Raw genomic sequence first — 25821 nt, forward strand, 5'->3', positions numbered from 1 at the left:
GAATTACTCGACCGCCAGGTTCGCGAGCACACTCGCGCCTACGGAAAGCGGGGCAAAGCGCCCTCGATGCCTGCCCCGCGGATCACCGCCGGTCAGTTACGCATCCAGGGCGGCGTGGGCGGTTCGTCGCTGGGTTCGTCCGTGGCGTTGCGCAGGGCTTCCTTTCGCGCCTGGTCAGCGAGGGTCGCCTTGATTTCCCGCATCACGGCATCCAGATCGGCGGCGTCTTCCGGTTCGGCGAACTCACCGGTCAGCTCGGAATCCGGTGTCAGCTTGCCGTCTTCGTACAGCGCCCACATCTCCTTGGCGTAACGGGTGAATTTTAGCTCCGGCGCAAACTGCCCGAAATAAGCTGACATGTTGCCGACGTCCCGTTCGAGCATCTCGAAGGCGTGGTTGTTACCCGCCGCATCGACTGCCTGTGGCAGGTCAATGATGACCGGCCCATGCTCATCGAGCAGCACATTGAATTCGGACAGGTCGCCATGCACCAGGCCGGCGCAGAGCATCTTGACCACTTCATGGATCATGAAGGCATGAAATTCCCGCGCATCGTCGGGGTGCAGGTCGACGTCGTTGAGGCGTGGCGCGGCATCGCCGTCTTCGCCGGAGATCATCTCCATCAGCAGCACGCCATCGAGAAAGTCATACGGTTTGGGCACACGCACGCCCGCATCCGCCAGCCTGAACAAGGCGGCCACTTCAGCGTTCTGCCAGTTTTCTTCCTTCTCCTTGCGCCCGTGCTTGGAACCCTTGGCCATGGCGCGAGCATCGCGGCTGCTACGAACCTTGCGGCCTTCCTGGTATTTGACGGCCTGTCTGAAGCTGCGGTTGTTGGCTTCCTTGTAGACCTTGGCGCAACGCAGCTCGTCACCGCAGCGCACCACATAGACCGCTGCTTCCTTGCCGCTCATCAGCGGCCGCAGCACTTCGTCGATCAGCCCATCCTCGACCAGCGGCTCGAGTCGTTTTGGCGTTTTCATCAGCAGCTTACAGACCCTTTTCGACTATGCAGGTCTGCAGGTTACGGTAATCGTCAGCGGGCTTCCATGCTCGCCAGCAAGTTTAAAAGCGCGTTGTGGATTGGCATCCAGGGTGAGCAGGACGGACAATCGAAATCAATCACTCAGGGAGCACCGCAATGCTCGATTTCGACCGCTGCTGGCAAGCCCTCTGCGAACGCGACGCCGGCTACGACGATCGCTTCGTGTTCGCCGTTCGCTCGACCCGAATCTTCTGCCGCCCAAGCTGCCCGGCGCGTCGTCCGCGGCGTGACGGCGTCAGCTTCTTCAGCAATGCCACGGATGCCCAAGCCGCCGGTTACCGCGCGTGCAGACGCTGCTCGCCACAGGGGCAGAGCCCAGCCGAACAGCTGGATGCGCTGGTTATTGCCGCCTGTCGCCTGCTGGATGAAAGCCCCGAGCCGATGACGCTGGAGCAACTGGCCGCGCGTATCGGCCTGTCCTCGTCGCACCTGGCGCGCGGGTTCAAAACCCGCACCGGCCTCACGCCACGCGCCTGGGCGGCCGCCCGACGCCGTGAACGACTGGAGACGCGGCTGCCTGCCGCCGACTCGGTGTTAGGAGCCGCCCTCGATGCGGGCTTTGGCAGTACGCGCGGGGCCTACCAGAGCGTCACGGCATTGAGTCCGGCACAGCGCCGCCGTAAAGGTGCCGGCGAGTCCCTGCGCTATGCAACCAGCGCCTGCCCGTTGGGGTTGCTGCTGATCGCGGCCAGCAACCAAGGGATTTGCGCGCTGTTGTTCGGAGACGACGAACAGGCGCTGCTGAGCGAACTGCAGTCGCGCTTCGCCGCGGCCGAGTTGCTCCGGGATCAGGAAGGACTGGGCGAGTGGCTGCGCTCGATCCTGGCTCAGTTGGAAGAGCCCTCGCGCGCCGCGCGGTTGCCACTCGACCTGCGTGGCAGTGCGTTTCAACAGCGCGTCTGGCAAGCGCTGCAGGACATCCCCAGGGGCCAGACGCGGCGCTACGGCGAGTTGGCCGAACATCTCGACAGCCACGCCCGGGCCGTCGCCAGAGCCTGCGCCAGCAATCCGGTCGGGCTGTTGGTGCCCTGTCATCGGGTCGTCGGCGCCAATCAATCGCTGACCGGTTATCGCTGGGGACTCGAACGCAAAGCGGCGCTGCTCGAATCGGAGCGCGAGGATTCGGGAGCCTGACGGCGATTTGGCGGTCCGATACTCCACACCCCCGGAGTCGAGAGCCGCCATGACCGAACTGAAACGCTATCGCATCCACTACCTGATCAACGGCAACCCGTCGTCGCTGACGCTCAGCTCCTTTGAAGAACCGGACATGGAGCAAGCCGAACTGGAGATTCTGCTGCATCATGTTCGCGAGCCACGCGCGGCGACCGATGCCCCTTGGGAGATTCCGGTGCGCCCCAGCGAGGACAGCCGCATGGCCGAACTGGGTGTCAGCGACATCCAGATCGAGGAAGAGCCGAATCGCTGAACGCTGCTCGAACCCGTACCAGCCCAGGAGAAACCGTGCGCCTGATCGACACCCACACCCATCTCGACTTCGACCCTTTCGACGCCGACCGCGGTGAGGTGCTCACGCGCTGCCGCGAGGCAGGTGTGGAGCGTTTGCTCGTGCTTGGCGTGCACCAGGCCAATTGGGCGCGCGTCTGGCAGTTGGCGACGGACGAACCGGCCGTTTACGCAGCGCTGGGCCTGCACCCGGTGTTTCTCCAGGACCACCAAGCGGAACACATCGATGAGCTGCGTGACTGGCTGGTCCGTCTTCGCGGACAGGACAAGCTCTGCGCCATCGGCGAGATCGGCCTGGATTACTACATCGAAGCCCCCGACAAAGCCCGCCAGCAACGATTGCTCGAAGCCCAGCTGGAACTGGCTGACGAGTTCGAACTGCCGGTGTTACTACATGTGCGCCGTGCCCACGCGCAGATGATCGCCACCCTGAAGGAGCGCAAGCTCAAGCGCGCCGGTATCGCCCACGCTTTCAGCGGCAGCTGGGAGGAAGCGCGTGAATATATCAAGCTGGGGTACAAACTCGGCTTGGGTGGTGCGGGAACCTGGCCGCAGGCGCATCGTATGCACCGGGTGCTGCAGCAGCTACCGCTGGACAGCATCGTGCTGGAAACCGACGCACCCGACATCGCGCCGCACAGCCACGCAGGTCAGCGCAACAGTCCGGAGTTTCTGCCGGACATCTGTCGCGAGTTGGCCGAATTGCGCGGCATTAGCCCTGAGGAGCTGGCCGACGCGAGTTATCGAAACAGCTGTGAGCTGTTTGGCTGGCGCTAAGCACGGCGTTGAAAAACGTTATGAAATCCGCCGCCTTGCTGTAGCGCGCCGATATCCCGCGGCAGCTCAGCACGATCACTCGGCTGGTTCGCATTCGGATTAACCGCCGCGCCGAGCCCGCGCTGTTACAAACCAAGCCGTAGAGAGCAGACGCTCGCCTCCGGTTTCGAACGCGGCAGCCTGAGCTCAGTCTTCGAGCGGATCGTGCCCCCAATTCATCAGCGAATGCCGCCAGCGGCTGTCTTGTATGTCGCCTTTGGGCCGCTGGGCAAGATGACGATGAACGTAGCCGATCACCTTGCGCATCGCCTGGTAATCGGCATCATCTAATTCAGCCTGGCGTCGTCCCTTGAGCTCGAGGATGCGCTCACCCATCGCATGACCAACCGCTTCGCCATCGCCAGGCGCAGTAACCTTTTCGCCCTCGCTGGTCATGCCGACGCTGCGGCTGGTTTCGCTCTCGAGCCAACGGCGCAGCGCGGTGGGCGGCATGTTCACGACCTGATGAAATTCATCGCGGATGCCCTGCCGCGTTTTTTCGTCGAACTCACTCATCGTTCGCCCTCTCGTTCCAGAGCGGCAACCAGTTCGTCTTTTTTCATTTTTGATCGGCCGCGAATGTTTCGCTGCGCGGCACGGCGCATGAGTTCGGGTTTATTCAGCCCACTGAGAGCCGGCTCGCGCTCGCGACTGGCTTTGCGCGCAACGTCTGCGGGTTGTTTTGAATGCTGCTTGCCGCGCCGAGAATCCGCCCGCTTCTTGCGCGTCGTGCGGGCGTATTCCTTTTCGCTTAGCGATTCGCGCGCATGCTTGGGCAGGTATCGCTCACCGGTTTCGCCAGAAGGTTTGCCAGATTGGGTACCCCAATCCTCGCGGGTCCATTCGCGCAGATGATTGTCGGATGATTTCTTGCCCTCGTAGCCACCGCCGCGCTTCTTGTATTCCTGAACGGCGTATTGCGCCTTGCGCGCAGACCACTGGCCGGGCTCGCCGCCCTTGTCGCCATCGGTGACCTCTTTTTTGACCCGATCCCACAATGCGGGGTCGGTTTTCTTTGCGGTGCTGGACATGAAGCACAACTCCCAGGTTTGCCTGTTCGGCAGACCCGGGAGCGGGAGGGATTGTTCATAGCCACCGATGGATGGCCAAGCGTCACCGGCGGCTGACGATCAAACCCGGAATGCGCCGATCAATTGTTGCAAGCGACCTACCAGCTCGGTGAGCTCGCGGCTCGCCTGCTCGGTATGTCCGGCCCCTTCAGCGGTACGCTGGCCGGCTTCGTTGATGGCGACAATGTTGCGATCGATGTCGTGCGCAACGGCGGTTTGTTCTTCCGCAGCGGCGGCGATCTGCTGATTCTGATCGACGATCACACCGACGGCGCCGAGAATGTTCTCCAGCGCCTGCTGGACCTGAGCCGACTGATTGACGGTTTCCTCAGCCATCGAATGGCTCGAATGCATGGTCTTGACCGCAGCACCGACACCACCCTGCAGCCGCCCGATCATCTGCTCGATTTCCTCGGTGGACTGCTGGGTGCGCTTGGCCAGGCTGCGCACCTCGTCGGCAACGACCGCGAATCCGCGCCCCTGCTCACCAGCACGCGCCGCCTCGATCGCTGCGTTGAGCGCCAGCAGGTTGGTCTGTTCGGCTACACCCTTGATGACATCCAGCACCTGGCTGATGGCCTTGCTGTCGCTGGCCAGCTGGTTGATGACCTTGACCGACTGATCAATCTCCGCTGCCAATCGCCCGATTCCATCGACCTGAGCCGTCACCAGGCCGCGGCCGCTGACGGTTTCATCATTGACGCTTTGCGCACTGCCAACCGCAGCCTCGGCGCTGGTCGCCACTTCCTGCGCGGTCGCCGACATCTCGTTCATGGCCGTCGCGACTTGCTCGATCTGCCCGCGCTGTTCGGAAACGGTCTGGTTGCTCTCGCCGGAAATGCTCTCGACACGTGACGCCTGACGCTCCACCTCGCCGACGGTCTGGCCGACCCGCTCGATCAGCTCGCGGATCTTCGCCACGGTCTCGTTGAATACCTGGCCCAACTCGCCCAGCTCGTCGCGGCTCTGCACCTTGAAACGGGCGGTCATGTCCCCGGCAGCCACGCGGTCCATGGTCGCACCGAGGCTACGCAGCGACGCGCGAGTGGACATGTAAAAGGCGCTATAGAGATAAACCACGAGGACGAAGACCACTGCCAGCGCGGCCAGCAAGAGGGTCATCAGCAGACGCTTCTGCTCCAGTCGCTGTTCCAGCTCATCATCGAGGAAGCCGAGAATGGCGTCATTGAGCGAATAAGTCTTCGCCATCTCGATACTGATCTGGTCGTAAAAACTTTCCCAGGGACGGTCCAGGGCCTCGGCCATGATCACTTGATCCTGGAAGATATCGCTGCTGGCCTGCAAGGACGCGCGACTGGCTTCGGTGTAGCTTTCGAGCTGATGCAGCGCGGCGGCACTGCTGCCGAGCACGTCCTGCAGTTGGGCACCGTACTGCGCCTGCTGTTTCTCCAGCTCGAGCAATAGGTCGTCCAGCTTGTTGCTGGCATCGGAATTCAGGTAGCCCTGGCCAAAGGTGTAGGAACCGACTGCTCGGCCTTCGCCGAGCGCGGCGGTAATCGAGGGCGTAACCGAGGTCAGCAATTCGGACAGCATTCGCACATCGCGCTGGCCGTCCTGGCTCAGACCCGATTGGCTGGCGATCAGCTTGATCATCACTTGAGCCTTGCCCAGCAGTGCACGTGCCATCGCCGCTTTGGCCTGTAACGACTGCTGCGCCTGAGCCTCGCGCAACGCCGCATCCAGTTCATCTCGGCGCGTGTTGAATTCGGCGACCTGCTCAGGGTTTTCGCTGACTGGCGCGAGGCTCTGCATCCGAGTCGAGAGTTCACGCTCGGCATTGGTCAGCCGGGTCACCAGCGCCTGCACTTCACCGGTCTGACCGATGATGTTTTCGATCTCCACCAGATCTTTCCAGCCTTCCATCTCACGACGCATCTGCAACGCCGTCCCCAGCAGCTCCAGGCTTTGCAGCTCGGTTCGGGTGCCGACGAATTCCCGATACGAATCACGCACCAGATAGAAATTGGTCAACAGCATGGGGACGAAGAACAGCACGCTGATCAGGCTGAACTTCATGCCGAAGCTCAGACGATTCATGAATGCAATCGCGGGATACAACAAACTTTTCAAAAGACGTCTCCCAGTTTCTTATTGTATTGCCGGCAGCATCAAGGGCCGCGGCAGGGCTCGTCAGAGAGGTGGCGCGGGACACTTATACGGGATATCGGTCGCGGTTTATGTAACTTAAGGTAATGGCAGGATGATGGCCCGACAACTGGCAGAAGGCGCGCCGATTCCGGCCTATCCACCCTGCTTATGCGACGTTCGGTAGCCGCTGCGGGTTGCTGTCAGGTGCGGTTCCGCAGCTGGTGTCGGATAGGGCTAGAAAAGAAGAACCCAGAGCGCGATGGCTGCGTACCAGAGCATGCGGGCGCGAACCAGCAACGCGGCAAGGCTGTCGAGCCGAGAGAGACCTGCCTCGCCCTGATAGGGCTCGCCCAGGTCGGCCGCAGCCGGGCCAACCCCGGCCAGCAGCCGCGGAGCGGGAATATCCCAATGCAGCAGGTCATGCAGCAAGGCGCGATTGACCGCAACGAAGTTGCCAACCAAGCCGAAGCTGGCAAGCAGGACTCGCACCGGCAGCCAATCGAACGCGTGCCGAATTTGCCCAGCTCGTTCCCGCATGGCCTCGCTCCCGGCATGCTCGATCGTCAATGCGAGCAACCGGTAAGCCAGTGCGGCCATCGGCCCGAGCAATACATACCAGAAGATCACCGCAAAGAAGCCCTGATGACTGCGCCAGAGCAGTTGCGCCTCGACGGCGCGCAGAAGACTCGGCGCATCCGATGCGCCGAGGCCCAGGTCGCGTTCGGCTACCAGCATGGCGGCCTCGTCATCGCCCCGGCGCCAGGCGTCGCGGAAGGCCCCGAATTCGAGCTTCCCTTGGCCACGCCCCAGGCTGTAGAGCAACACGAGCAGATGCAATGGCAGGCTGAGCCAACCGTAAGCCAGCGGCTTGAGAGCCATCAGCAGTAAAGCCAGTAACAGCACCGGCAGGAGCACCAACAGCGATAGGCCCAACCATGGTCTGGACGCCGTCCCCGAATGGCCTTCGACTCGCTGTAGCAGGCGCAGCCAGGGGCCGTCGTGCTGCACATCACGCCGCCAATCGGTGAGCTTGTCGATGAGCAGAACCAGCAGCACCACCAAAAAAATCATGTTCGCATCCTATGAAGGCCGGTTCAGACAACGATCGAGGCCGCGCGCAGGCGCTGCCAGTCGAATGCCGGGCCCGGGTCAGTCTTGCGCCCCGGTGCGATATCGCTGTGGCCGCAGACGCGCTCCGGTGTAATGGCCGGGTACGCTTGCTGCAGTAACTGGCAGAGGCGGATCAGGCTGTCGTACTGGGCTTCGCTGAAGGGCGTTTCATCAGTGCCCTCCAATTCGATACCGAGGGAGAAATCGTTGCAGCTTTCACGATCGCCGAAACAGGACACCCCGGCGTGCCAAGCACGATCCAGGCAGGAGACGAACTGAGTGACCGCGCCATCACGTTCGACGAGGAAATGCGCCGAGACCTGCAGGCTGGCAATCTCCTCGAAGAAGGGATGCTCGTCGCTGGCCAGACAGTTCTGAAAGAATTGCTGAACCTTGCCGGTGCCGAAGCACCCGGGTGGCAGGCTGATGTTGTGGATGACCAGTAGCGAAATCTCGCCGTCCGGGCGCTGGTTGAAATTGGGCGAGGGGCAATGGCGAATGCCGCGGCACCAACCTGTCGCGTGATCCAGCTGCATCGCGGCGAGACCTGGGTAATCTGCGGGTCTGCAGGCTAGCGCCTGCGAGCCGCACGCTGCAAGCGGCGTGCGCTATTCGATGCCCGTGATCTGCTGGGGCCCAGCACGCTTCTCATCGCGACGCGAGGCGAGGCGGTCGGCCAGTCTCGTCGGTTCCGGCAGCCGGTAGCGGGTGACATAGCGCATCACCAGCTGCGGTGCGGCCGCCAGGCTGACGCGGTTACCTGGCGAGATGATCAGCGGGCGTACCTTGTCCTTGCTTCGCAATACGGTGCCGATCACTTTGCCGCCCTTGTCCAGCAGATCGACCTGATCACCGCGCCGTTCGCCAAGCGGCGCATGCTGGCCGGTGAGAATCTTCTTGGCCACGCCAATTGTCGGTAAGCCCGTTATCACGCCAAGATGCGCCGCAATGCCGAGGCCGCGCGGGTGCGCAATGCCGTGCCCATCGGAAAAGATCAGATCGGGCGTCTGCCCGAGCGATTCGAGTGCCTGTAGCACAGCCGGAAGCTCGCGAAAGGAGAGCAATCCGGGAATATAAGGCATGCAGGTCGGAACTCGCGCCAATGCCTGAGCAACCGGCTCGAGAGATTCGGCATCGAGCAGCACCGCCGCAGCGCGGGTGATCTTGCCGCCCTCCTCAAACCCGACATCGACGCCCGCAATCAGCCGCAGCGAACCAAAGCCATCTTCCAATACAACCTTGCCCGCCAGCTGCTTCTGCAGCTCCCGGGCGGAAGCAGGACTACCATCCCAACCATCGAATGCCTCGGGACGAACCGGCGGTGTGTTGACTGTCATGAAAAGCCCTCCTGTCTGTCAGATCAGCAGCGCCCAGAGCGGTTCCCCCGCCTTAGACTGAAGACTGACTGGACAGTCGCGCAAAAAAATAAGACGCTCCCGCCGGACTGCGGCAGTTTTACCCTACTTTGCCCTTATAAAAACAATCGTAATAGTCAGAAGAAAAGGCATGCTCACAGCCCAACCATTGAAACGTATCAGCATTCTGGCCACTGACGGGGTATTCGCATCGACCCTGCTGCATGCCAAGGATTTCTTTCACATGGCCAGCCTGCGGTATGGCAAGCAGCTGGGCCTGAACCTCACGCCAGCATTCGAGACAGTGCTGGTAAGCCCCGATGGCCGGTCTGTCAGTACCTTCAGCGGCCCCCGCATCGAAGTCGACGGGGCTCTGGATGATGCCGATGCGGTGATCCTCCCGGCATTCTGGGGGGATTTCGACGCGCTCTGCCGACAGTATCCCCAGGTTGCGCCCTGGCTACAGGCGCGACACGTGGCCGGCAGCGCCATCTGCGGTGAAGCCTCGGGAGCTTTCTGGATGGCAGCCGCAGGACTGCTCGACGAGCGTGAAGGCACTACACACTGGCGCTTCGCGCGCGAATTCACCGAGCGCTTTCCGCGCGTGCTCTTCACGCAGGAAAAGCATCTGACCGACAGCGACAACCTCTATTGCGCAGGCGGCACCACCTCGGCATGCGACCTCTACATGCACTTGGTCGAGCGCTTCTGCGGAGCGCACATCGCCCAAGGCATGGCGCGCGACATCCTGTTTGAGGTACGACGCAACTACAGCCCCGGCCGCATCGGTTTCGGCGGACAGAAGCTCCACCTGGACACCCGGGTCCTGCAGATTCAGGAGTGGCTGGAAGAGCACTTCGCGGAGAAATTCCGCTTCGAAGACGTCGCCCGCGATCACGGGATGAGCATTCGCAACTTCATGCGCAGGTTTCAGACGGCGACGGGCGATAAGCCGCTGCACTACTTGCAGCGACTGCGCATCGAGACGGCCAAGACTCTGCTCTCCACCACCCGCAAGAGCATCAAGACCATCAGCTATGAGGTCGGCTATGACGATGCGAGTTTCTTTGCACGGTTGTTCCGCCAGCATACCGAGCTATCGCCGAATCAGTACCGGCAGCAGTACAGGTTGAAAAGCTAGAAACTGAAAGTGCACGTAGGGTGGATGGCGCTTTTCACATCCACCTTTGTATCCGCTCGTCGGCCGGTGAAGCCTGACGCAGCCTACGCCCGACATATGTAAGCTTCTGCACGGTTAAGCTTCAGGTTTACAGCTGCTTTTAGGGCTTATGCGGGCGTGACAGATATTCGTGCGATTGCATTTCCAGCAGGCGACTCAGCGTGCGCTGGAATTCGAACTCCAGGCGGCCGCCAGCATATAGGTCCTTGAGTTCGACTTCGGCGGAGAGAATCAGCTTCACATTGCGGTCGTAGAACTCGTCGACCATGTTGATGAAGCGCCGCGCCATGTCGTCCTTGGATACATCCATCCGCTCGATATTGGAAACCAGCACCGCATCGAAGATCTTGCCCAGCTCGATGTAGTCGTTCTGGCTGCGCGGACCATCGCAGAGCTCGCGAAACTCGAACCATGCGACTCCGCCGGCCGTTTTGCGCGCAACGATTTCGCGGTTCTCGATCATCAGCGCTTCGTTCTCCTGCACTCGGCACTGTTCCGGCAGGAGGCTGCGAAAGCTCTTTTCCAGGCTCTGCTCCGCTTCGGCATCCAGCGGGAAGTGGTAGAGCTCGGCTTGTTCGAGTGCGCGCAAGCGATAGTCGATGCCGCTATCGACGTTGACAATCTCGGTGTGCTTTTTCAGCAGTTCGATCGCCGGCAGAAAGCGAGCGCGTTGCAGCCCATCCTTGTACAGGCCGTCCGGAACGATGTTGGAGGTCGCCACCAGGCTCACACCGTTCTTGAACAGTTCTTCGAGCAGGGTTGCGAGAATCATCGCGTCGGTGATATCGGAGACGAAGAACTCATCGAAACAGATCACCCGCGATTCGTCGGCGAAACGTTTACCGATGATGGTCAGCGGATTCTTCTCGCCCTTGAGGGTGCGCATTTCCTCATGCACGCGCTTCATGAAGCGGTGGAAGTGGGTGCGCGTTTTCTGCTCGAACGGCAGCGCGTCGAAAAACGTATCGACCAGATAGGTTTTGCCGCGACCAACGCCGCCCCAGAAATACAAGCCCTTGACCGGCTCCTGCTGTTTCTTGCCGAACAGCTTGCTGAGCAACCCGGACTTGTTGCGGTCATCGGCAACCAGGTCGTCATACAAACGCTGCAGATGACGCACGGCAGTTTCCTGGGCGGCATCGTGGAAAAAATCGGGACGTTTCAGGTCTTCCTGATAGCGCTCAAGGGGGGTCATGGCGGGGTCTGGGTAGTGAAACGGGGCCGACACTTTAGCCGCGCCCTCGGTGGTTGGCAATTTACGCAGGTCGTTCAAGCGCTCAAGCCTCGAGTGGTAACAGGGTTTCGACAGGAATGCGCCGACCGAGCAGCGACCGGCGAACTCGTGCGGGGGATCAAACGGCCAGCGTGGCCAAGGCCTGGCGCAGGCGCTGCATGGCAGCTTCCAGCGCCTCGTCATCGCCGTAGGCGGGGCTTTCAGCGATGCATTCGCCGTCCAGCCACACGGTGAATTGATTGTCTTCGTCAGCACGGAGTTCCAACGCATCCACCCCCTGGGCGATCAGGCGCTGACTGATCACGCCTGTCGCCTTGGGATCGCTGAACGGGTGCGACAGCAACAGCTCTTCGCCATCCGCGGCAAAAAAGCGAAAACGGAAGCTGCCGTCGTTCTCGCGGAAGCTGGCGAACCGAGCGGCCTTGCCGCCCTTCTTCTTGACCGGGGCGGCACTTGCCACTTCGCTGCGGAAGTTGCGCAAACCGACCGCCTCACGCAGCTCGCCGAGAAACGGCTTGGCGATCTTGCGTGCCTTGGCGGCGCCCGCCTGCAGGATGTCTTCCAGCTCGCCGGGGCGCTGCATCAGCGAGTGATAGCGCTCACGCGCCTCGCCCAGCTCGTTGTCAAGCAGCTGGAACAGACGTTCCTTGGCCTCACCCCAGGCCAGCCCATCGACCAGCTCGGCGCGGAACTCGGCCAGTTGCGCCGGCGTTGCGAACGCCTGATAGATCGTGAACAGGTGGGAATCGTCCGGATCCTTCGGCTCGCCCGGCAACCTCGAGTCGGTGACGATGCGGGCAATTGTGCTTTTCAGCGCCTTGGCACTGGCGAACAGCGGGATGGTGTTGTCGTAGCTCTTGGACATCTTGCGACCATCGAGACCCGGCAGCGTCGCCACGCCTTCCTCGATCACCGCGGCCGGCAAGGTGAACAATTCCTTGCCATTGCCGAACAGGTGATTGAAGCGCTGACCGATGTCGCGCGCCATCTCCACATGCTGAATCTGGTCGCGACCGACCGGCACCCTATGCGCGTTGAACATCAGAATGTCCGCGGCCATCAATACCGGATAGCTGAACAACCCCATGGTGACGCCAGCATCCGGGTCCTCGCCCAGCTCGACATTTTTATCCACCGAGGCCTTGTAGGCGTGAGCGCGGTTCAGCAAACCTTTGCCGGCAACGCACGTCAATAACCAGGTCAGCTCCGGAATCTCGGGGATGTCGGATTGACGATAGAAAGTCACCCGATCCGCATCCAGCCCACAGGCCAGCCACGTGGCGGCAATCTCCAGACGCGATTGCTGGATACGCAACGGATCGTCGCATTTGATCAATGCGTGGTAATCAGCGAGGAAGTAGAAGGAGTCGGCATCGGCCTCCCGGCTGGCCACGATAGCTGGTCGGATGGCGCCGGCGTAGTTGCCCAAGTGGGGCGTGCCGGTAGTGGTGATACCGGTAAGGATTCGGGTTTTCATACGATCGTCTCAATTCAGTCAGCGCAAGCGGCCAATGGACCGTTGAACGGGTAGCTATGAGGGCCAGGCAAAATCGCCTGCACCGTCAGCGCGCTACGCCAGCCGCGGTGCCACCAACTCTTTCAGATCCACCAGCTTGCCGTGGAAAAAGTGGCCGCATTCTGCCACTTTCAGCAGCTCGTGGGGGCGCCGCAGCTCGGCGGAGAAGGCATGCACCGAGACGGGATCGATCACTTCGTCATCGTCCGGCTGGATGATGGTGAGCGCACAGCGCTCGGCCAGCGGCTGATCCGCCAATCGCGAAACCGCCGGCGCGACCATGAACAGTTTTTCCAGCGGCTCGGCGCGCGCCTCGACCCGCCCAGCCAGTGCCGCGGCAACGAAACCGCCGAATGAAAACCCGAGCAGCGTCAGAGGCAACTCGGGATGCTGTGCCCGCAGCCACTGCAACGCCGCTTCTGCATCGTCGATTTCGCCTGTGTTCATGTCATGGCTGCCCGCGCTGCCGCCGACTCCCCTAAAGTTGAAGCGAAGCGTGACATAGCCCGCATCGCGGGCCGTGCGCTGCAGCGTCGAGACCACTTTATTCAGCATGGTCCCGCCCTTGACGGGGTTGGGGTGGCAGATCAGTGCCAGTCCGCGTGCGTCCGGTTGATCGAAATACAAGCCCTCCAGCACGCCGGCCGGACCGTCGATCGATATAGGCTTTTCACGTTTCAAGAAAGTAACTCCGTGACCTTGGGGCAAGTCGACTCGTCTTGCATACACGTCGCCTGAGCCGCTCGCATCGCGTCGCGGTATACAGGGCAGGTACGAGACGTTAACGTATCAGGCCGTGGGAAAACCACTGCACAAGGCGCTGCAGATCCCGGCTATCAGTTGCGTCCTGGCCTGATAGCCGCCCCGTCTGAGCGCGCCACATGGTTTTTCGCGGCCTGAAAGCAAGCCGTTTATATAGAGGAAGTACTCGTGGAACAGACCCTCGCGACCTGGTTGCTCCCAATTGTCGGCGTGATTGTCGGCATCGCCATTGGTTTTTTGATCGCGCGCAACAACGCGCCGACCAGCACACAGCGTCAGGTGGATGAGCTGCAGGAGCGCTTCGATACCTATCAAAGCGAAGTGGTGACTCATTTCAATACGACTGCCAGCCTGCTGCGCAAGCTGACCAACAGCTATCAGGACATGCAGGATCATCTGTCCGAGGGCGCCGACAAGCTCGCGCTGGACGAACAGACCCGCCAGCGTCTGCTCGCCGCACTGCACAGCGAGGAAAGCCACAGCCATCGGGAGCGTCTTACTTCACCGACGTTCACCGAGCCGCCGAAGGATTACGCGCCCAAGGACACCGATGTCCCCGGCACGCTCCATGAGAACTTCGGACTGAAAAGCAAGCACTGAGTCGGATGGCGGCACCTCGGTGCCGCTTTTGCGCAAGCGCTACTGCGTCAGACGCATCGACAGGTCGACCGCTCGGACATGCTTGGTCAGTGCGCCGATCGAAATATAGTCCACGCCGGTTTCGGCAATCGCGCGCAGCGTCTCATCATCGATTCCCCCCGACGCCTCCAACTTCGCTCTCCCTGCCGCAATGCCGACCGCGGTGCGCATGTCTTCCAGACTCAACTCATCGAGCATCACGACATCGACACCTGCATCTAGCGCCTGCTCCAGTTCATGAAGGCTCTCCACCTCGACCTCTACCGGTTTGCCCGGCGCGATGCGATGAGCAGCTGCAACGGCTTCGGCGATCCCGCCGCAGGCAGCGATGTGGTTTTCCTTGATCAGGAAGGCGTCGTACAGACCGATTCGATGGTTATGACAGCCACCACAGGTGACAGCGTACTTCTGCGCCAGACGCAACCCAGGAATGGTTTTTCGGGTATCGAGCAATTGCACGCCGGTGCCTGCAACAAGATCGGCATAGTGCCGGCAACGGGTTGCAACGCCCGAGAGCGTTTGCAAAAAGTTCAGCGCCGCGCGCTCGCCGCTGAGTAACGCACGCGCAGGACCTTGGAGGTGAAACAGTACGCGATCGGCCACCACCTGCTCGCCGTCCGCCACCTGCCAATGCACCGCAACCCGCGGGTCCAGCTGCCGAAACACCGCATCGACCCAGGCAGTGCCGCTGATAACGGCTGCTTCACGGGTGATGATCGCTGCATGGGCGAGTCGCTCGGCCGGAATCAGCTGCGCCGTGATATCGCCGTTACCGACATCTTCGGCCAGCGCTTTGCGCACATTGGTTTCGATCTCAGCGGACAAGTCCGCAAGGGTGATATTGGTCACGACGGGCTCCCATGTAATTCGGCGAGAGTATAAAGCTTCGACCGATCATGCAGCACGGCTCGAACAGCGAGGGGGGTTGCGTCAGGTGTCCTTGCGCTGTTGCATCCTTTTTCCGACCGTCCGTAGGAATTCGGCGAGTATGTGTGAGCTACATCATGTCCAAAACAAATCCGCGCTAGGCTAATCAACAAGGTGCCTATAATGGGCCCATAAATTGGCGCCACGGAAATGGCGAGCCCTTGCCAAATTTGACAAGCCGTTGCCCCTGCCCTTGATCAGCGGCATGCTACACGGTGTTGAGCGTCTGAATCACAGGCGACCGGAGAGTCTCAATGCGAACCGATGCGAAAGTGGTGCACCTGAAGGCCGCCCCTGAGCAAAAGCCGACCTCGCCGGCAGGTAGACTACCTGTCGCGCTCATCAGCGTGCGCGACAAAGCAGCCCAGCAGCTGCGGCTGGCATTGCAGACGCTGTTCGATAACGCCGACGACTCACTCTTCGAAATTGCCGATCGCGCTACCAGCAATGCTGAGCAGAATGCGTTCTTCGAAGCCATGCGCGACTTGCGCATGAAGCGTCGCGGTATCGAGCGCAGCTTCCTGCAACAGGTTTTCGAGTCCTTCGCCAAACTCAATCAGTACGAAATTGGTAAACCGGCACAGTCGGAAGCATCCTTTGAAAGCCTGGCGCTGGTGCAGAACGACGAACTGGAAGAGTCGGTCGCGATCGATACCATGGTCGCCAAGGTTATAAGCCGCGCCAGTCAGTCGCTCAGCCACCTCACCACCCGCATTAATGTGCTGGTCAGCAAAAAACTGGACGACAAGAACAACCCGCTCGGCCCCCAACAGCTGTGTGAATATTTTCTCGAGGCCTGCCGCAGCCTGGGCGTCGAAATCAAGGTCAAGCTGATCATTCTCAAACTGTTCGAACGCTACGTGCTGACGGACCTTGACCAGCTATATGCCGAATCGAACCAGACACTGGTGGCAGCGGGCATTTTGCCGGAGCTGCAATCCGCCCAACCGCGCCGCTCGCCTAGTCGTCCAGGCGCATCTGGAAGCAGCGCACCGCGTTCCGGCACAGGCTTCAGCGAAGCACCTGCATTCAGCGATGACGGTGCTCACGAAGCATTTGGCACTCTGCAGGCCCTGCTTTCAGAGCTGCGTGGAAGCGCGCTGCCAGCCCGCAACCTTCCCAGCGATGCCGTCCCGATCTCCAGCAACGACCTGATGCGGCTGCTCTCGCACCTTCAGTCACGCGCACCTCAGCAGGTAGTCGAATACGATCTGCAGGGCCAGCTCGAGCAGCTTTTGCATCGAGTCAGCGCCAAGAGCGGAAAATCACGTGTAGTCGGTGAAGTCGACGAGGACGTCATAAACCTGGTGTCGATGCTGTTCGAGTTCATACTTGACGATCGCACCCTGCCCGACTCACTCAAAGCGCTGATCGGGCGCCTACAGATCCCGGTGCTGAAAGTCGCCGTTCTCGACAAGACATTCTTCAGCCGTGGCAGCCATCCGGCCCGCCGCCTGCTCAACGAAATTGCCTCGGCCGCCATGGGCTGGGTCGATCAGGACGAGTCTCAGCGAGACAGTCTGTACCAGAAGATCGAGCAGGTCGTGTCTCGCCTGCTCAATGACTTCGTCGACGATCCAGCAATCTTTTCCGAATTGCTTGCCGACTTCCTCGCCTTCACCGGCGATGAGCGCCGTCGCAGCGAACTGCTCGAGCAGCGCACACGGGATGCCGAAGAAGGGCGTGCCAAAGCCGAGATGGCGCGCAAAGAGGTTGAGCACGCGCTCAATCAGCGCCTGCTGGGGAAAACGCTTCCCGAGGTCGTGGTCCGATTGCTCCAAGAGGCATGGAGCAAGGTCCTGCTGTTGACCTGCCTCAAGCACGGCACCCAGTCAGAACAGTGGCAAGCCGCCCTTGCCACTATGGATGATCTGATCTGGAGCGTGACGCCGCACGAAGACGCCGAAGCTCGCGCGCAACTACTGGAACTTGTGCCGAGCCTGCTGAAAAATCTCCGCGAGGGCTTGGCTAGCGCGGCGTTCGACCCCTTCTCCACCAGCGACTTCTTCACTCGGCTCGAAGCGTTGCACGTGCAGACACTGCAACAACTCAACCCGCCCATTGAACCGGCTCACGCAATCCCGGCCAACCATACGGGCGCGAACGACAAGCTCTTCACCGAGCAGAAAATGGAACTGCCTCCCCGCGAAGACCATACCGAGGAAAGCACCGCCTTTCCCCCAATGGTCGAGGTTAACGAGGAAATCGTCTTGTTGGCTCCCGGCGAAAGCCGCGAGCAGGAGCCCGAAGTCAATCTGGCCGACAACGACGAAGCATTGACGCAGGTTGACAATCTGCGAGTCGGCAGCTGGGTCGAATTCCAGGAAGACGAGGATCACAAGCTTCGCTGCAAGCTGGCCGCCGTGATCAAACCCACGGGCAAATACATCTTCGTCAACCGCACCGGCATGAAAGTCCTGGAAAAGACCCGTATGGGACTAGCCATCGAATTCCGTCGCAACGCGATACGCCTGCTCAACGATGCCCTGCTCTTCGACCGTGCGTTGGAGTCAGTGATTGGCAACCTCCGCAGCCTGAAAAGCAACGGTCGCTAGACCCGCACGGCATACAGGAAGCAGCCTGTATGCCGTGCCGCTCCCACCAGCAATCCCGCCCCACATCGCATTGCCACCCCACCGAAGCCCCGGCCGCTCAGCCATCGCGCTTGGCTTTTACCGTCGCACCGTTAGAATGCCTGCATCCTTCCTTCGAGGTGCGTATGCCCAGCCGCCTGAATCCCGAAGACCAGAAACTTGTTGACCAGTACCTCAATGCGCCGCAGCACCAAGTTGAGCGCCGGCCCTTTCGGCCATGGCTGCTTCTAGTGCTGGTATTGGTCGTGGTCGTCGGCCTAGGCCTGTTGAGCCGCTTCCTGAGCCACCTGGTGTTATGAGTAATTCATCCCTCACCCAGCTGCTCGACCGAATTCCGCAAAGCCTTATGAGTTCATTCCATGACACATCGCATCGTAATCGTCGGCGGCGGCGCCGGCGGCCTGGAACTTGCCACCCGCCTGGGTAGAACCCTGGGCAAGCGCGGCAAGGCCCGCATCACGCTGATCGACGCCAACCTGACGCACATCTGGAAACCTTTATTGCATGAGGTGGCCGCCGGCTCGCTGAACTCGTCAGCCGATGAGCTCAACTATGTCGCCCAGGCGAAGTGGAACCACTTCGAGTTCCAGATGGGCCGCATGAGCGGTCTGGCCCGGGAACGGAAATGCGTACACCTCGCCGCCTCGTTCGACGAACACGGCGTCGAGCTGGTACCGGCTCGCACGCTCAGTTATGACACCCTGGTGATCGCGGTCGGCAGCACCACCAACGACTTCGGCACCAAGGGCGCCGCCGAGCACTGCATTTTCCTCGACACGCGGGAGCAGGCTGAACGCTTTCACCGCCAGTTGCTCAGCCGCTACATGCGCGCGCACGCCAGCGAGGGCTACCACGGCACCATCAACATGGCCATCGTGGGCGCCGGTGCTACCGGCGTCGAGCTGGCAGCAGAACTGCACCACGCCGCACGCGAACTCGCCGCCTATGGCCTAGGCGGCATCAAGCCGGAAAACGTCCACATCACGCTCATAGAAGCCGGCCCGCGGGTTCTGCCAGCGCTACCGGAGCGCATCAGCCAGCCGGTGACTCAGACGCTCCTTGACCTGGGCGTGAGCGTACTCACCGACGCCGCAGTCAGCGAGGTGACGGACGAAGGATTGCACACCACCAATGGCGACTTCGTACCCGCCACGCTGAAGGTATGGGCGGCCGGGATCAGAGCACCGCATTTCCTGCACGAAATAGATGGTCTGGAAACCAACCGAATCAATCAGCTGCAGGTGTTGCCAACCCTGCAGACCACTCGAGACGAGAACATATTCGCCTTCGGCGACTGCGCGGCCTGCCCACAACCGGACAGTGACCGCAACGTACCGCCGCGGGCGCAGGCGGCGCATCAGCAGGCCTCCCTGCTCGCCAAATCGCTCGCTCGACGACTCCAAGGCGAAAGCCTGCCTAATTATCGTTACCGCGACTACGGCTCCCTGATCTCCCTGTCGAGCTTCTCCGCGGTCGGCAATCTGATGGGCAACCTTACTGGCAATGTCATGCTAGAGGGCTGGCTGGCGAGAATGTTCTATGTTTCGTTGTACCGGATGCACCAAATCGCGCTGTATGGAGTCGCTCGTACGGGGCTGATGATGATCGGCGACAAGCTCAGCACCAGCACGGTACCCCGCCTCAAGCTGCACTGACGGATAGCCACGTCGTCGCCTCCCCGTGCAGGGGGCGGCGACGCGCGAACCGGAAGCAGGAGACATCAGCAAAGGCTGGCATAAACGACAGGCAATAAAAAACCGGAAGATTCGCTCGGAATCTTCCGGTTTCTTCAGCCTTGCTCAGGCAGTTTGGTGGGTCGTGTAGGATTCGAACCTACGACCAATTGGTTAAAAGCCAACTGCTCTACCAACTGAGCTAACGACCCAAAATTGGTCGGGGTAGGGGGATTCGAACTCCCGACATCCTGCTCCCAAAGCAGGCGCGCTACCGGACTGCGCTATACCCCGATTGGAAATTGGCTCCGCGACCAGGACTCGAACCTGGGACCCAATGATTAACAGTCATTTGCTCTACCGACTGAGCTATCGCGGAACTATCACTTCCAGCTCTTCAAGTGGCTTGCCGTACCGCCTTGCAAACCCCCTTCAGAGGCGCGCCATTTTACGGTTCTCGACGCGCCTGTCAACAGAAAAAATGCGATTTACTACAATGCGTTGCGAGCGACACCGGAGCGTCGGCAGAGCCGCCCCGCGCGGACGACTCTGCCAGCCCGACTCAGGCCTTGGCGAAATGTATCTCGTCGCCCTCCACCTTGCCGACAATGGCGAAACCCGGCTCGAAGGCACCGGACAGTATGTTCTGCGCCAGCGGGTTCTCGATCCAGCGCTGAATGGCCCGTTTCAGAGGCCGCGCACCATAGACCGGGTCGTAGCCCACCGCGACCAACTTGTCTAAGGCTTCGTCGCTGAGTTCCAAGCTGAGCTCACGCTCTGCCAGACGCTGCCGCAGACGGCCTAGCTGGATCTGAGCGATGCCCGCAATTTGCTCACGTGCCAGAGGATCAAATACCACCACCTCATCGATCCGGTTGATGAATTCCGGCCGGAAATGGCTGCTGACCGCGTCCATGACCGCCGCGCGCTGGGCATCTGGATCCCCCACCAACTCCTGGATCTGGCTCGAACCCAGGTTAGACGTCATCACGATCACAGTGTTGCGGAAGTCCACCGTGCGCCCATGACTATCAGTCAGGCGACCGTCTTCGAGCACTTGCAGCAGAATGTTGAACACATCCGAGTGGGCTTTCTCGACCTCGTCCAGCAGCACCACCGAGTAAGGCTTGCGGCGCACCGCCTCGGTCAGGTATCCGCCCTCCTCGTAGCCCACGTAGCCCGGTGGCGCCCCGATCAGACGCGCCACCGAATGCTTTTCCATGAACTCGGACATGTCGATGCGGATCATCGCCTCCTCGGTATCGAAGAGGAACTCTGCCAGCGCCTTGCACAGTTCGGTCTTGCCCACCCCGGTCGGGCCGAGGAACAGGAAGGAACCGCTGGGGCGATTCGGATCAGCCAGCCCGGCACGCGAACGACGCACCGCATTGGCGACCGAAACGACCGCCTCATGCTGCCCGATCACGCGCTGATGCAGCAGGTCTTCCATCTTCAACAGCTTCTCGCGCTCGCCCTCGAGCATTTTCGACACTGGAATGCCGGTCCACTTGGACACGACTTCGGCGATTTCCTCGTCGGTCACCTTGTTGCGCAACAGCTGATTCTCCGTCTTGCCGTGCTGGTCGACCATCTGCAGGCTGCGTTCCAGATCGGGAATGATGCCGTACTGCAACTCGGCCATACGCGACAGGTCGCCCTTGCGCCGCGCAGCCTCGAGGTCGACCTTGGCCTGCTCGATCTTCTGCTGCATCTGAGCCGAGCCCTGCACTTCGGCCTTTTCCGACTTCCAGATCTCCTCGAGATCGGCATATTCGCGCTCCAGCTTGACGATCTCCTCGTCGAGCTTGGCCAAGCGCTTCTTGGTCGCCTCGTCGTCTTCGTTCTTCAGCGCCTCACGTTCGATCTTTAGCTGAATCAGGCGCCTGTCGAGGCGATCGAGCTCCTCCGGCTTGGAGTCAATCTCCATGCGAATGCGGCTGGCCGCCTCGTCGATCAGATCGATGGCCTTGTCCGGCAGCTGCCGGTCGGTGATGTAGCGATGCGATAGTTTCGCCGCGGCGATGATCGCGCCGTCGGTGATTGACACGCCGTGGTGCACTTCGTAGCGCTCTTTCAGGCCACGCAGAATGGCGATGGTGTCTTCCTCGCTCGGTTCATCGACCTGCACGCGCTGGAAACGCCGCTCCAGCGCCGCATCCTTTTCGATGTACTGGCGATACTCATCGAGCGTGGTTGCGCCGACACAATGCAGCTCGCCTCGGGCCAGAGCCGGCTTGAGCATGTTCCCTGCGTCCATGGCACCTTCGGCCTTGCCGGCACCGACCATGGTGTGCAGCTCGTCGATAAACAGGATGACACGCCCCTCTTGCTTCGACAGCTCATTGAGGACGGCCTTGAGACGCTCCTCGAACTCGCCACGGAACTTGGCACCGGCGATCAGCGAGCCCATGTCAAGCGCCAACAAGCGCTTGTCCTTAAGCCCGTCCGGCACTTCACCGTTGACGATGCGCTGGGCCAGCCCCTCGACGATGGCGGTCTTGCCCACGCCGGGCTCACCGATCAGCACGGGGTTGTTCTTGGTACGCCGCTGCAGCACCTGAATGGTTCGGCGGATTTCATCATCGCGACCGATCACCGGATCGAGCTTGCCGTCCTCTGCGCGCTTGGTCATATCAACGGTGTATTTATCCAGCGCCTGCCGCGACTCCTCGGCGTTGGGATCGTTGACTGCATCGCCACCGCGCAGATTGCTGATGGCATTCTCCAGCGCTTTCTTGCTTACGCCCTGGGCCAGCAAGAGCTTGCCCAGCCGAGTGTTGCTGTCCAACGCGGCGAGCAGCACCAGCTCGCTGGAGATGTACTGGTCGCCCTTCTGCTGTGCCAGCCGGTCTGCCTGGTTCAACAGGCGCGCCAGATCCTGCGACATGTTCATGTCGCCGGTCGGATTCTGCAGTTTAGGCAGCTGGTCCAGTTCCTTGGTTAGTGCCTGGCGCAAGCCGTTGATGTCGAAACCCACCTGCATCAACAGCGGCCGGATCGAGCCACCCTGCTGATCGAGCAGCGCCTGCATCAAGTGCAACGGTTCGATAGATGGATGGTCGAGGCCGACCGCGATGGATTGGGCGTCGGAGAGCGCAAGTTGCAACTTGCTGGTCAGACGATCGATACGCATGTAATCACCTTTCTGGTTAGGCAGGCCGGCGCACTCAATCGCACCTCGGCAAAAGCCTGCGAGATGGAACTTAGATAAGGTTGATTATTGGAGATTCAAGCCGGATGGCATTGACGCAGGTCATCTCGGGGATTACCACGGTGCTGCCGGCGACCCGGCGGAAAGATCGAGACAGCTTCGACGCTCAGTCGAGCCAGATCAAGCTGGCGAAGCGACCGGTGCGAGCGGCACGACGATAGGAATAGAAACGCGGGTCACTGACCGTGCAGAAGCCGCCACCGAATACCGCCGTGACGCCGCAGTCAGCCAGGCGAATGCTGGCCAGCTGGTAGATGTCGGCCATGTAGCGGCCGGCGTTGCGGCTGAGGGCAAAGGCTTCGGCTGCGGCGGCATGTCGTGATACGAACGCCTCGCGCACCTCGGCGCCAACCTCGAAGGCATCGGGCCCGATCGCCGGGCCGAGCCAGGCCATTAACTGCGTGCCAGGAACACCCATGGATGCCACGGTAGCCTCGAGTATTCCCGCGGCCAGCCCGCGCCATCCCGCATGCGCGGCCGCGACTCGGGTCCCGACAAGATCACAAAAAAGCACCGGCAGACAGTCGGCGGTCAGGACGGCGCAAGCGATGCCCGGCGCGCCCGTCCAAATGGCATCGGCGGTGGGACAACTCCGCGGATAGGCTTCGACTGCAATATTCGAATGAACCTGACTCATCCAGGCCGGCTCGCAACCGAGCACGCGCCGCAAATCCAGCCGATTGGCAGCTACCGCATCCACGGCGTCGCCCACATGGTCGCCCAGGTTGAAGCTATCGAAAGGCGCCAGGCTCACCCCACCGCTACGAGTGGTGACGCACGCCCGCACGCGAGCAGGCGCCGGCCACTCGGGGCAGATCCAGTCGGCTGGCCGGTCGCTCACCCGACGAATGCCTCGCGATCCTGCTGCAACAGTGTCAGCAACCAGACGAAATCGTCCGGCAGTGGCGACCCCCACTTCAGCCGCTGGCCAGTGACCGGGTGGTCCAACTCTAGGAAGCGCGCGTGCAGCGCCTGGCGTGGAAAGTCGCGCAGCGTTTGCACCATGGTCGGATTGGCCGCCGGTGGAATTCGGAAGCGCCCGCTATATAGCGGGTCGCCCACCAGCGGATAACCGATATGCGTCATGTGCACGCGGATTTGGTGCGTGCGGCCGGTCTCCAGCTTGACCCTGACGTGCGTATGCGAACGGAAGCGCTCAAGCACGCGGTAGTGGCTGACAGCGGGCTTGCCACCTTCGACCACGGCCATGCGCTGGCGCTGCTGGCCATGGCGCCCGATCGGTGCATCGACAGTGCCACCAGTGATGATCACGCCGATGACGATGGCCTCGTAGATGCGACTGACGCTGCGCGCCTGCAACTGCTCGACCAGCCGCGTTTGCGCCTGCAGCGTCTTGGCAACCACCATCAGGCCGGTGGTGTCCTTGTCCAGCCGATGCACGATACCGGCGCGCGGCACATTGATGATGTCCGGCACGTGATGCAACAGTGCGTTGAGCAACGTACCGTCGGCGTGCCCGGCCGCCGGATGCACCACTAGACCGGACGGCTTGTTCAATACGAGGATGTGCTCGTCCTCGAAGAGGATATCCAGTGGGATGTCCTGCGCCACCCACTCGCCCTGTGCCTGCTGTTCAGCCGAGAGTTCCAGAACGGCACCGGCATGCACCGTGTCACGCGGACGCAACGCAGCGCCGTCGACCGTAAGCTGCCCATCCTTTATCCACGCAGCGAGGCGTGAACGGGAGTGCTCGGAAAACAGCTGAGCCGCGACCTGATCGAGGCGCTGCCCGCCGAGGGCGAACGGCACCTCGGCGCGAAGATGAATGGCCTGAGTGGAGATCGTGGACATAATTAGGGGCGCTTCATAATTGAGGGAGGCAAAAATGCGGTTCGATGAGAAAGGCAACTGTGCGCAACAAGTGTCGCGCTGCCTGGGTCGACTGGCATGTCGTATGGTTGGGCCACCCGCCAAGGTATCCCTTCGACGGAGACATAGGTCGGGCTTTGGTTTCGAGAACACGCTTGTGTTTAAATACGGCGTCTTTGTCCCGGCCAGCCGGGGCGCCCATCATAACAGGACGGCTCCGCGCGAGACAGCCAGCCGTCACAGGGACGCAAGCCGCCATGCGAGTGAAACACCTGCTGCTGATCGCCATTTTCGCCCTTACCGCTGCCTGTTCGTCCAACGACATCATTAGCGAAAACCTCGGCGAAGCGGAACTCTACCGTCAGGCGCAGACCGACCTGGACAACAAGAGCTACACCAGCGCCATCAACAAACTGAAGACTCTGGAATCCCGTTATCCCTTCGGCCGCTTCGCCGAGCAGGCGCAGCTGGAGCTGATCTACGCCTACTACCGCAACACCGAGCCCGAAGCCGCCCGCTCCTCTGCCGAGCGCTTCATCCGCCTGCATCCGCAGCATCCTAGTGTCGACTACGCCTATTACCTGAAAGGGCTGGCCTCCTTCGACCAGGATCGTGGGCTGCTTGCACGCTTTCTGCCACTGGACATGACCAAGCGTGACCCAGGCGCCGCTCGCGACTCGTTCAACGAATTCGCCCAGCTGACTACACGCTTTCCGAACAGCCGCTACGCGCCGGACGCCAAGGCACGGATGGTCTATCTGCGCAACCTGCTGGCGGCGAACGAGATCCATGTCGCCGACTATTACCTGCGCCGCCAGGCTTATGTCGCCGCTGCCAATCGCGGGCGCTACATCGTAGAAAACTTCCAGGGCACCCCCGCGGTCGGCGATGGCCTGGCGGTCATGACCGAAGCCTACCAGCGCCTGGGGCTCGACGAACTCGCCAACACCAGCCTGGAAACGCTAAAGCTCAACTACCCGGACCACCCAAGCCTGGAAGACGGCGAGTTCGTGCCTCGCCAGCAGGAAGCCGACAATCGGAGCTGGTTATCCCGCGCCACCCTCGGCCTGATCGAAACGGAAAACAAGGCACCGGACAGCTCGCAATCCAACCGCGACGTGGTACGGCAGTATGAGAACGCCGCCCAGGACCTTCCGGATGAACTGCGTCCGGTATTGAGGGACGCCGAAGCGGAGAACGAGCAACAAGGCGAAGGCCGCTCTTGGTGGAGCTACCTGACCTTCGGCCTGTTCGACTGAGACAACCCGCCTCTGAATCATCGA

23 protein-coding genes and 3 tRNA genes are annotated in these 25821 nt (G+C 61.3%); 9 read left to right on the forward strand and 17 right to left on the reverse strand.

Annotated elements, in window-relative coordinates:
- Positions 1–92: 92 nt before the first annotated feature.
- Entirely contained in the window at positions 93–983 is an 891-nt protein-coding gene (locus CH92_RS17375) for a PA4780 family RIO1-like protein kinase (protein ID WP_025243041.1), read from the reverse strand.
- 158 nt (positions 984–1141) lie between these two features.
- Here CH92_RS17375 and ada point away from each other — a divergent pair, with 158 nt between their 5' ends.
- Genes ada through CH92_RS17390 form a run of 3 tightly spaced genes read left to right on the forward strand, consistent with a single transcriptional unit; the run spans position 1142 to position 3289 of the window.
- On the forward strand, positions 1142–2179 hold the full coding sequence (gene ada, locus CH92_RS17380; protein ID WP_025243042.1) for a bifunctional DNA-binding transcriptional regulator/O6-methylguanine-DNA methyltransferase Ada: 1038 nt from the start codon (positions 1142–1144) through the stop codon (positions 2177–2179).
- Positions 2180–2228: 49 nt separating this feature from the next.
- Positions 2229–2474 carry a hypothetical protein gene (locus CH92_RS17385; protein WP_025243043.1) on the forward strand — a complete coding sequence of 82 codons (246 nt, stop codon included), beginning with the start codon at positions 2229–2231 and terminating at the stop codon, positions 2472–2474.
- Between the two features lie 35 nt (positions 2475–2509).
- Positions 2510–3289: a TatD family hydrolase gene (locus CH92_RS17390; RefSeq protein ID WP_025243044.1), complete on the forward strand. Its 780-nt coding sequence runs from the start codon at positions 2510–2512 to the stop codon at positions 3287–3289.
- Positions 3290–3475: 186 nt separating this feature from the next.
- On the opposite strand, the gene CH92_RS17395 is transcribed toward CH92_RS17390, so the two are convergent.
- The 6 genes from CH92_RS17395 to nfi form a co-directional block, all read right to left on the reverse strand.
- Entirely contained in the window at positions 3476–3844 is a 369-nt protein-coding gene (locus CH92_RS17395) for a DUF3140 domain-containing protein (RefSeq protein WP_025243045.1), read from the reverse strand.
- A complete protein-coding gene (locus tag CH92_RS17400) occupies positions 3841–4359 on the reverse strand; it encodes a DUF5872 domain-containing protein (protein WP_025243046.1) in 519 nt (172 codons plus the stop codon). Before CH92_RS17400 ends, CH92_RS17395 begins: the two co-directional genes overlap by 4 nt.
- A 99-nt stretch (positions 4360–4458) precedes the next feature.
- Positions 4459–6489: a methyl-accepting chemotaxis protein gene (locus CH92_RS17405; RefSeq protein ID WP_025243047.1), complete on the reverse strand. Its 2031-nt coding sequence runs from the start codon at positions 6487–6489 to the stop codon at positions 4459–4461.
- Positions 6490–6741: 252 nt separating this feature from the next.
- Entirely contained in the window at positions 6742–7578 is an 837-nt protein-coding gene (gene ampE / locus CH92_RS17410; protein ID WP_025243048.1) for a regulatory signaling modulator protein AmpE, read from the reverse strand.
- A gap of 23 nt (positions 7579–7601) precedes the next feature.
- Positions 7602–8153 carry a 1,6-anhydro-N-acetylmuramyl-L-alanine amidase AmpD gene (gene ampD / locus CH92_RS17415; protein ID WP_025243049.1) on the reverse strand — a complete coding sequence of 184 codons (552 nt, stop codon included), beginning with the start codon at positions 8151–8153 and terminating at the stop codon, positions 7602–7604.
- 72 nt (positions 8154–8225) lie between these two features.
- Positions 8226–8954, reverse strand: a complete 729-nt coding sequence (gene nfi / locus CH92_RS17420; protein ID WP_025243050.1) for a deoxyribonuclease V — start codon at positions 8952–8954, stop codon at positions 8226–8228.
- Between the two features lie 169 nt (positions 8955–9123).
- Here nfi and CH92_RS17425 point away from each other — a divergent pair, with 169 nt between their 5' ends.
- The gene (locus tag CH92_RS17425; RefSeq protein ID WP_025243051.1) at positions 9124–10113 is read left to right on the forward strand and encodes a GlxA family transcriptional regulator; all 990 of its coding nucleotides are present in this window, start codon (positions 9124–9126) and stop codon (positions 10111–10113) included.
- Positions 10114–10252: 139 nt separating this feature from the next.
- Here the strand turns inward: CH92_RS17425 and zapE are convergent, their stop codons facing one another.
- The 3 genes from zapE to CH92_RS17440 all read right to left on the reverse strand — a co-directional run bounded on the left by zapE (position 10253) and on the right by CH92_RS17440 (position 13583).
- Complete coding sequence (zapE, locus tag CH92_RS17430; protein WP_025243052.1) at positions 10253–11347, reverse strand: cell division protein ZapE; 1095 nt, start codon at positions 11345–11347, stop codon at positions 10253–10255.
- 157 nt (positions 11348–11504) lie between these two features.
- Positions 11505–12863 carry a tryptophan--tRNA ligase gene (locus tag CH92_RS17435; protein ID WP_025243053.1) on the reverse strand — a complete coding sequence of 453 codons (1359 nt, stop codon included), beginning with the start codon at positions 12861–12863 and terminating at the stop codon, positions 11505–11507.
- A 93-nt stretch (positions 12864–12956) separates the two neighbouring features.
- On the reverse strand, positions 12957–13583 hold the full coding sequence (locus CH92_RS17440; protein WP_025243054.1) for an alpha/beta hydrolase: 627 nt from the start codon (positions 13581–13583) through the stop codon (positions 12957–12959).
- 249 nt (positions 13584–13832) lie between these two features.
- Here CH92_RS17440 and CH92_RS17445 point away from each other — a divergent pair, with 249 nt between their 5' ends.
- Entirely contained in the window at positions 13833–14264 is a 432-nt protein-coding gene (locus CH92_RS17445; RefSeq protein WP_025243055.1) for a YhcB family protein, read from the forward strand.
- Between the two features lie 39 nt (positions 14265–14303).
- On the opposite strand, the gene nadC is transcribed toward CH92_RS17445, so the two are convergent.
- Positions 14304–15152, reverse strand: a complete 849-nt coding sequence (nadC, locus tag CH92_RS17450; protein WP_025243056.1) for a carboxylating nicotinate-nucleotide diphosphorylase — start codon at positions 15150–15152, stop codon at positions 14304–14306.
- Between the two features lie 332 nt (positions 15153–15484).
- Here nadC and CH92_RS17455 point away from each other — a divergent pair, with 332 nt between their 5' ends.
- The 3 genes from CH92_RS17455 to CH92_RS17465 all read left to right on the forward strand — a co-directional run bounded on the left by CH92_RS17455 (position 15485) and on the right by CH92_RS17465 (position 19479).
- Entirely contained in the window at positions 15485–17785 is a 2301-nt protein-coding gene (locus CH92_RS17455) for a DUF1631 domain-containing protein (protein ID WP_025243057.1), read from the forward strand.
- 164 nt (positions 17786–17949) lie between these two features.
- A complete protein-coding gene (locus tag CH92_RS17460; RefSeq protein ID WP_038623095.1) occupies positions 17950–18123 on the forward strand; it encodes a DUF3094 family protein in 174 nt (57 codons plus the stop codon).
- Positions 18124–18183: 60 nt separating this feature from the next.
- A complete protein-coding gene (locus tag CH92_RS17465; protein ID WP_025243058.1) occupies positions 18184–19479 on the forward strand; it encodes an NAD(P)/FAD-dependent oxidoreductase in 1296 nt (431 codons plus the stop codon).
- 154 nt (positions 19480–19633) lie between these two features.
- Here CH92_RS17465 and CH92_RS17470 read toward each other — a convergent pair.
- The 6 genes from CH92_RS17470 to rluD all read right to left on the reverse strand — a co-directional run bounded on the left by CH92_RS17470 (position 19634) and on the right by rluD (position 24520).
- Positions 19634–19709, reverse strand: a tRNA-Lys gene (locus CH92_RS17470).
- Between the two features lie 5 nt (positions 19710–19714).
- Positions 19715–19791 (reverse strand) — tRNA-Pro (locus tag CH92_RS17475).
- A gap of 9 nt (positions 19792–19800) precedes the next feature.
- Positions 19801–19876 (reverse strand) — tRNA-Asn (locus tag CH92_RS17480).
- Between the two features lie 183 nt (positions 19877–20059).
- Entirely contained in the window at positions 20060–22630 is a 2571-nt protein-coding gene (gene clpB, locus CH92_RS17485; protein ID WP_025243059.1) for an ATP-dependent chaperone ClpB, read from the reverse strand.
- A 184-nt stretch (positions 22631–22814) separates the two neighbouring features.
- Entirely contained in the window at positions 22815–23549 is a 735-nt protein-coding gene (gene pgeF / locus CH92_RS17490; protein WP_025243060.1) for a peptidoglycan editing factor PgeF, read from the reverse strand.
- The gene (gene rluD / locus CH92_RS17495; RefSeq protein WP_025243061.1) at positions 23546–24520 is read right to left on the reverse strand and encodes a 23S rRNA pseudouridine(1911/1915/1917) synthase RluD; all 975 of its coding nucleotides are present in this window, start codon (positions 24518–24520) and stop codon (positions 23546–23548) included. The genes pgeF and rluD overlap by 4 nt, the downstream gene beginning before the upstream one ends.
- A gap of 275 nt (positions 24521–24795) precedes the next feature.
- Between rluD and CH92_RS17500 the strand changes: the two genes are divergently transcribed.
- Positions 24796–25797, forward strand: a complete 1002-nt coding sequence (locus tag CH92_RS17500) for an outer membrane protein assembly factor BamD (protein WP_025243062.1) — start codon at positions 24796–24798, stop codon at positions 25795–25797.
- Positions 25798–25821: the final 24 nt, after the last annotated feature.

The sequence above is a fragment of the Stutzerimonas stutzeri genome (assembly GCF_000590475.1).
Classification (GTDB): Bacteria; Pseudomonadota; Gammaproteobacteria; order Pseudomonadales; family Pseudomonadaceae; genus Stutzerimonas; species Stutzerimonas stutzeri_D.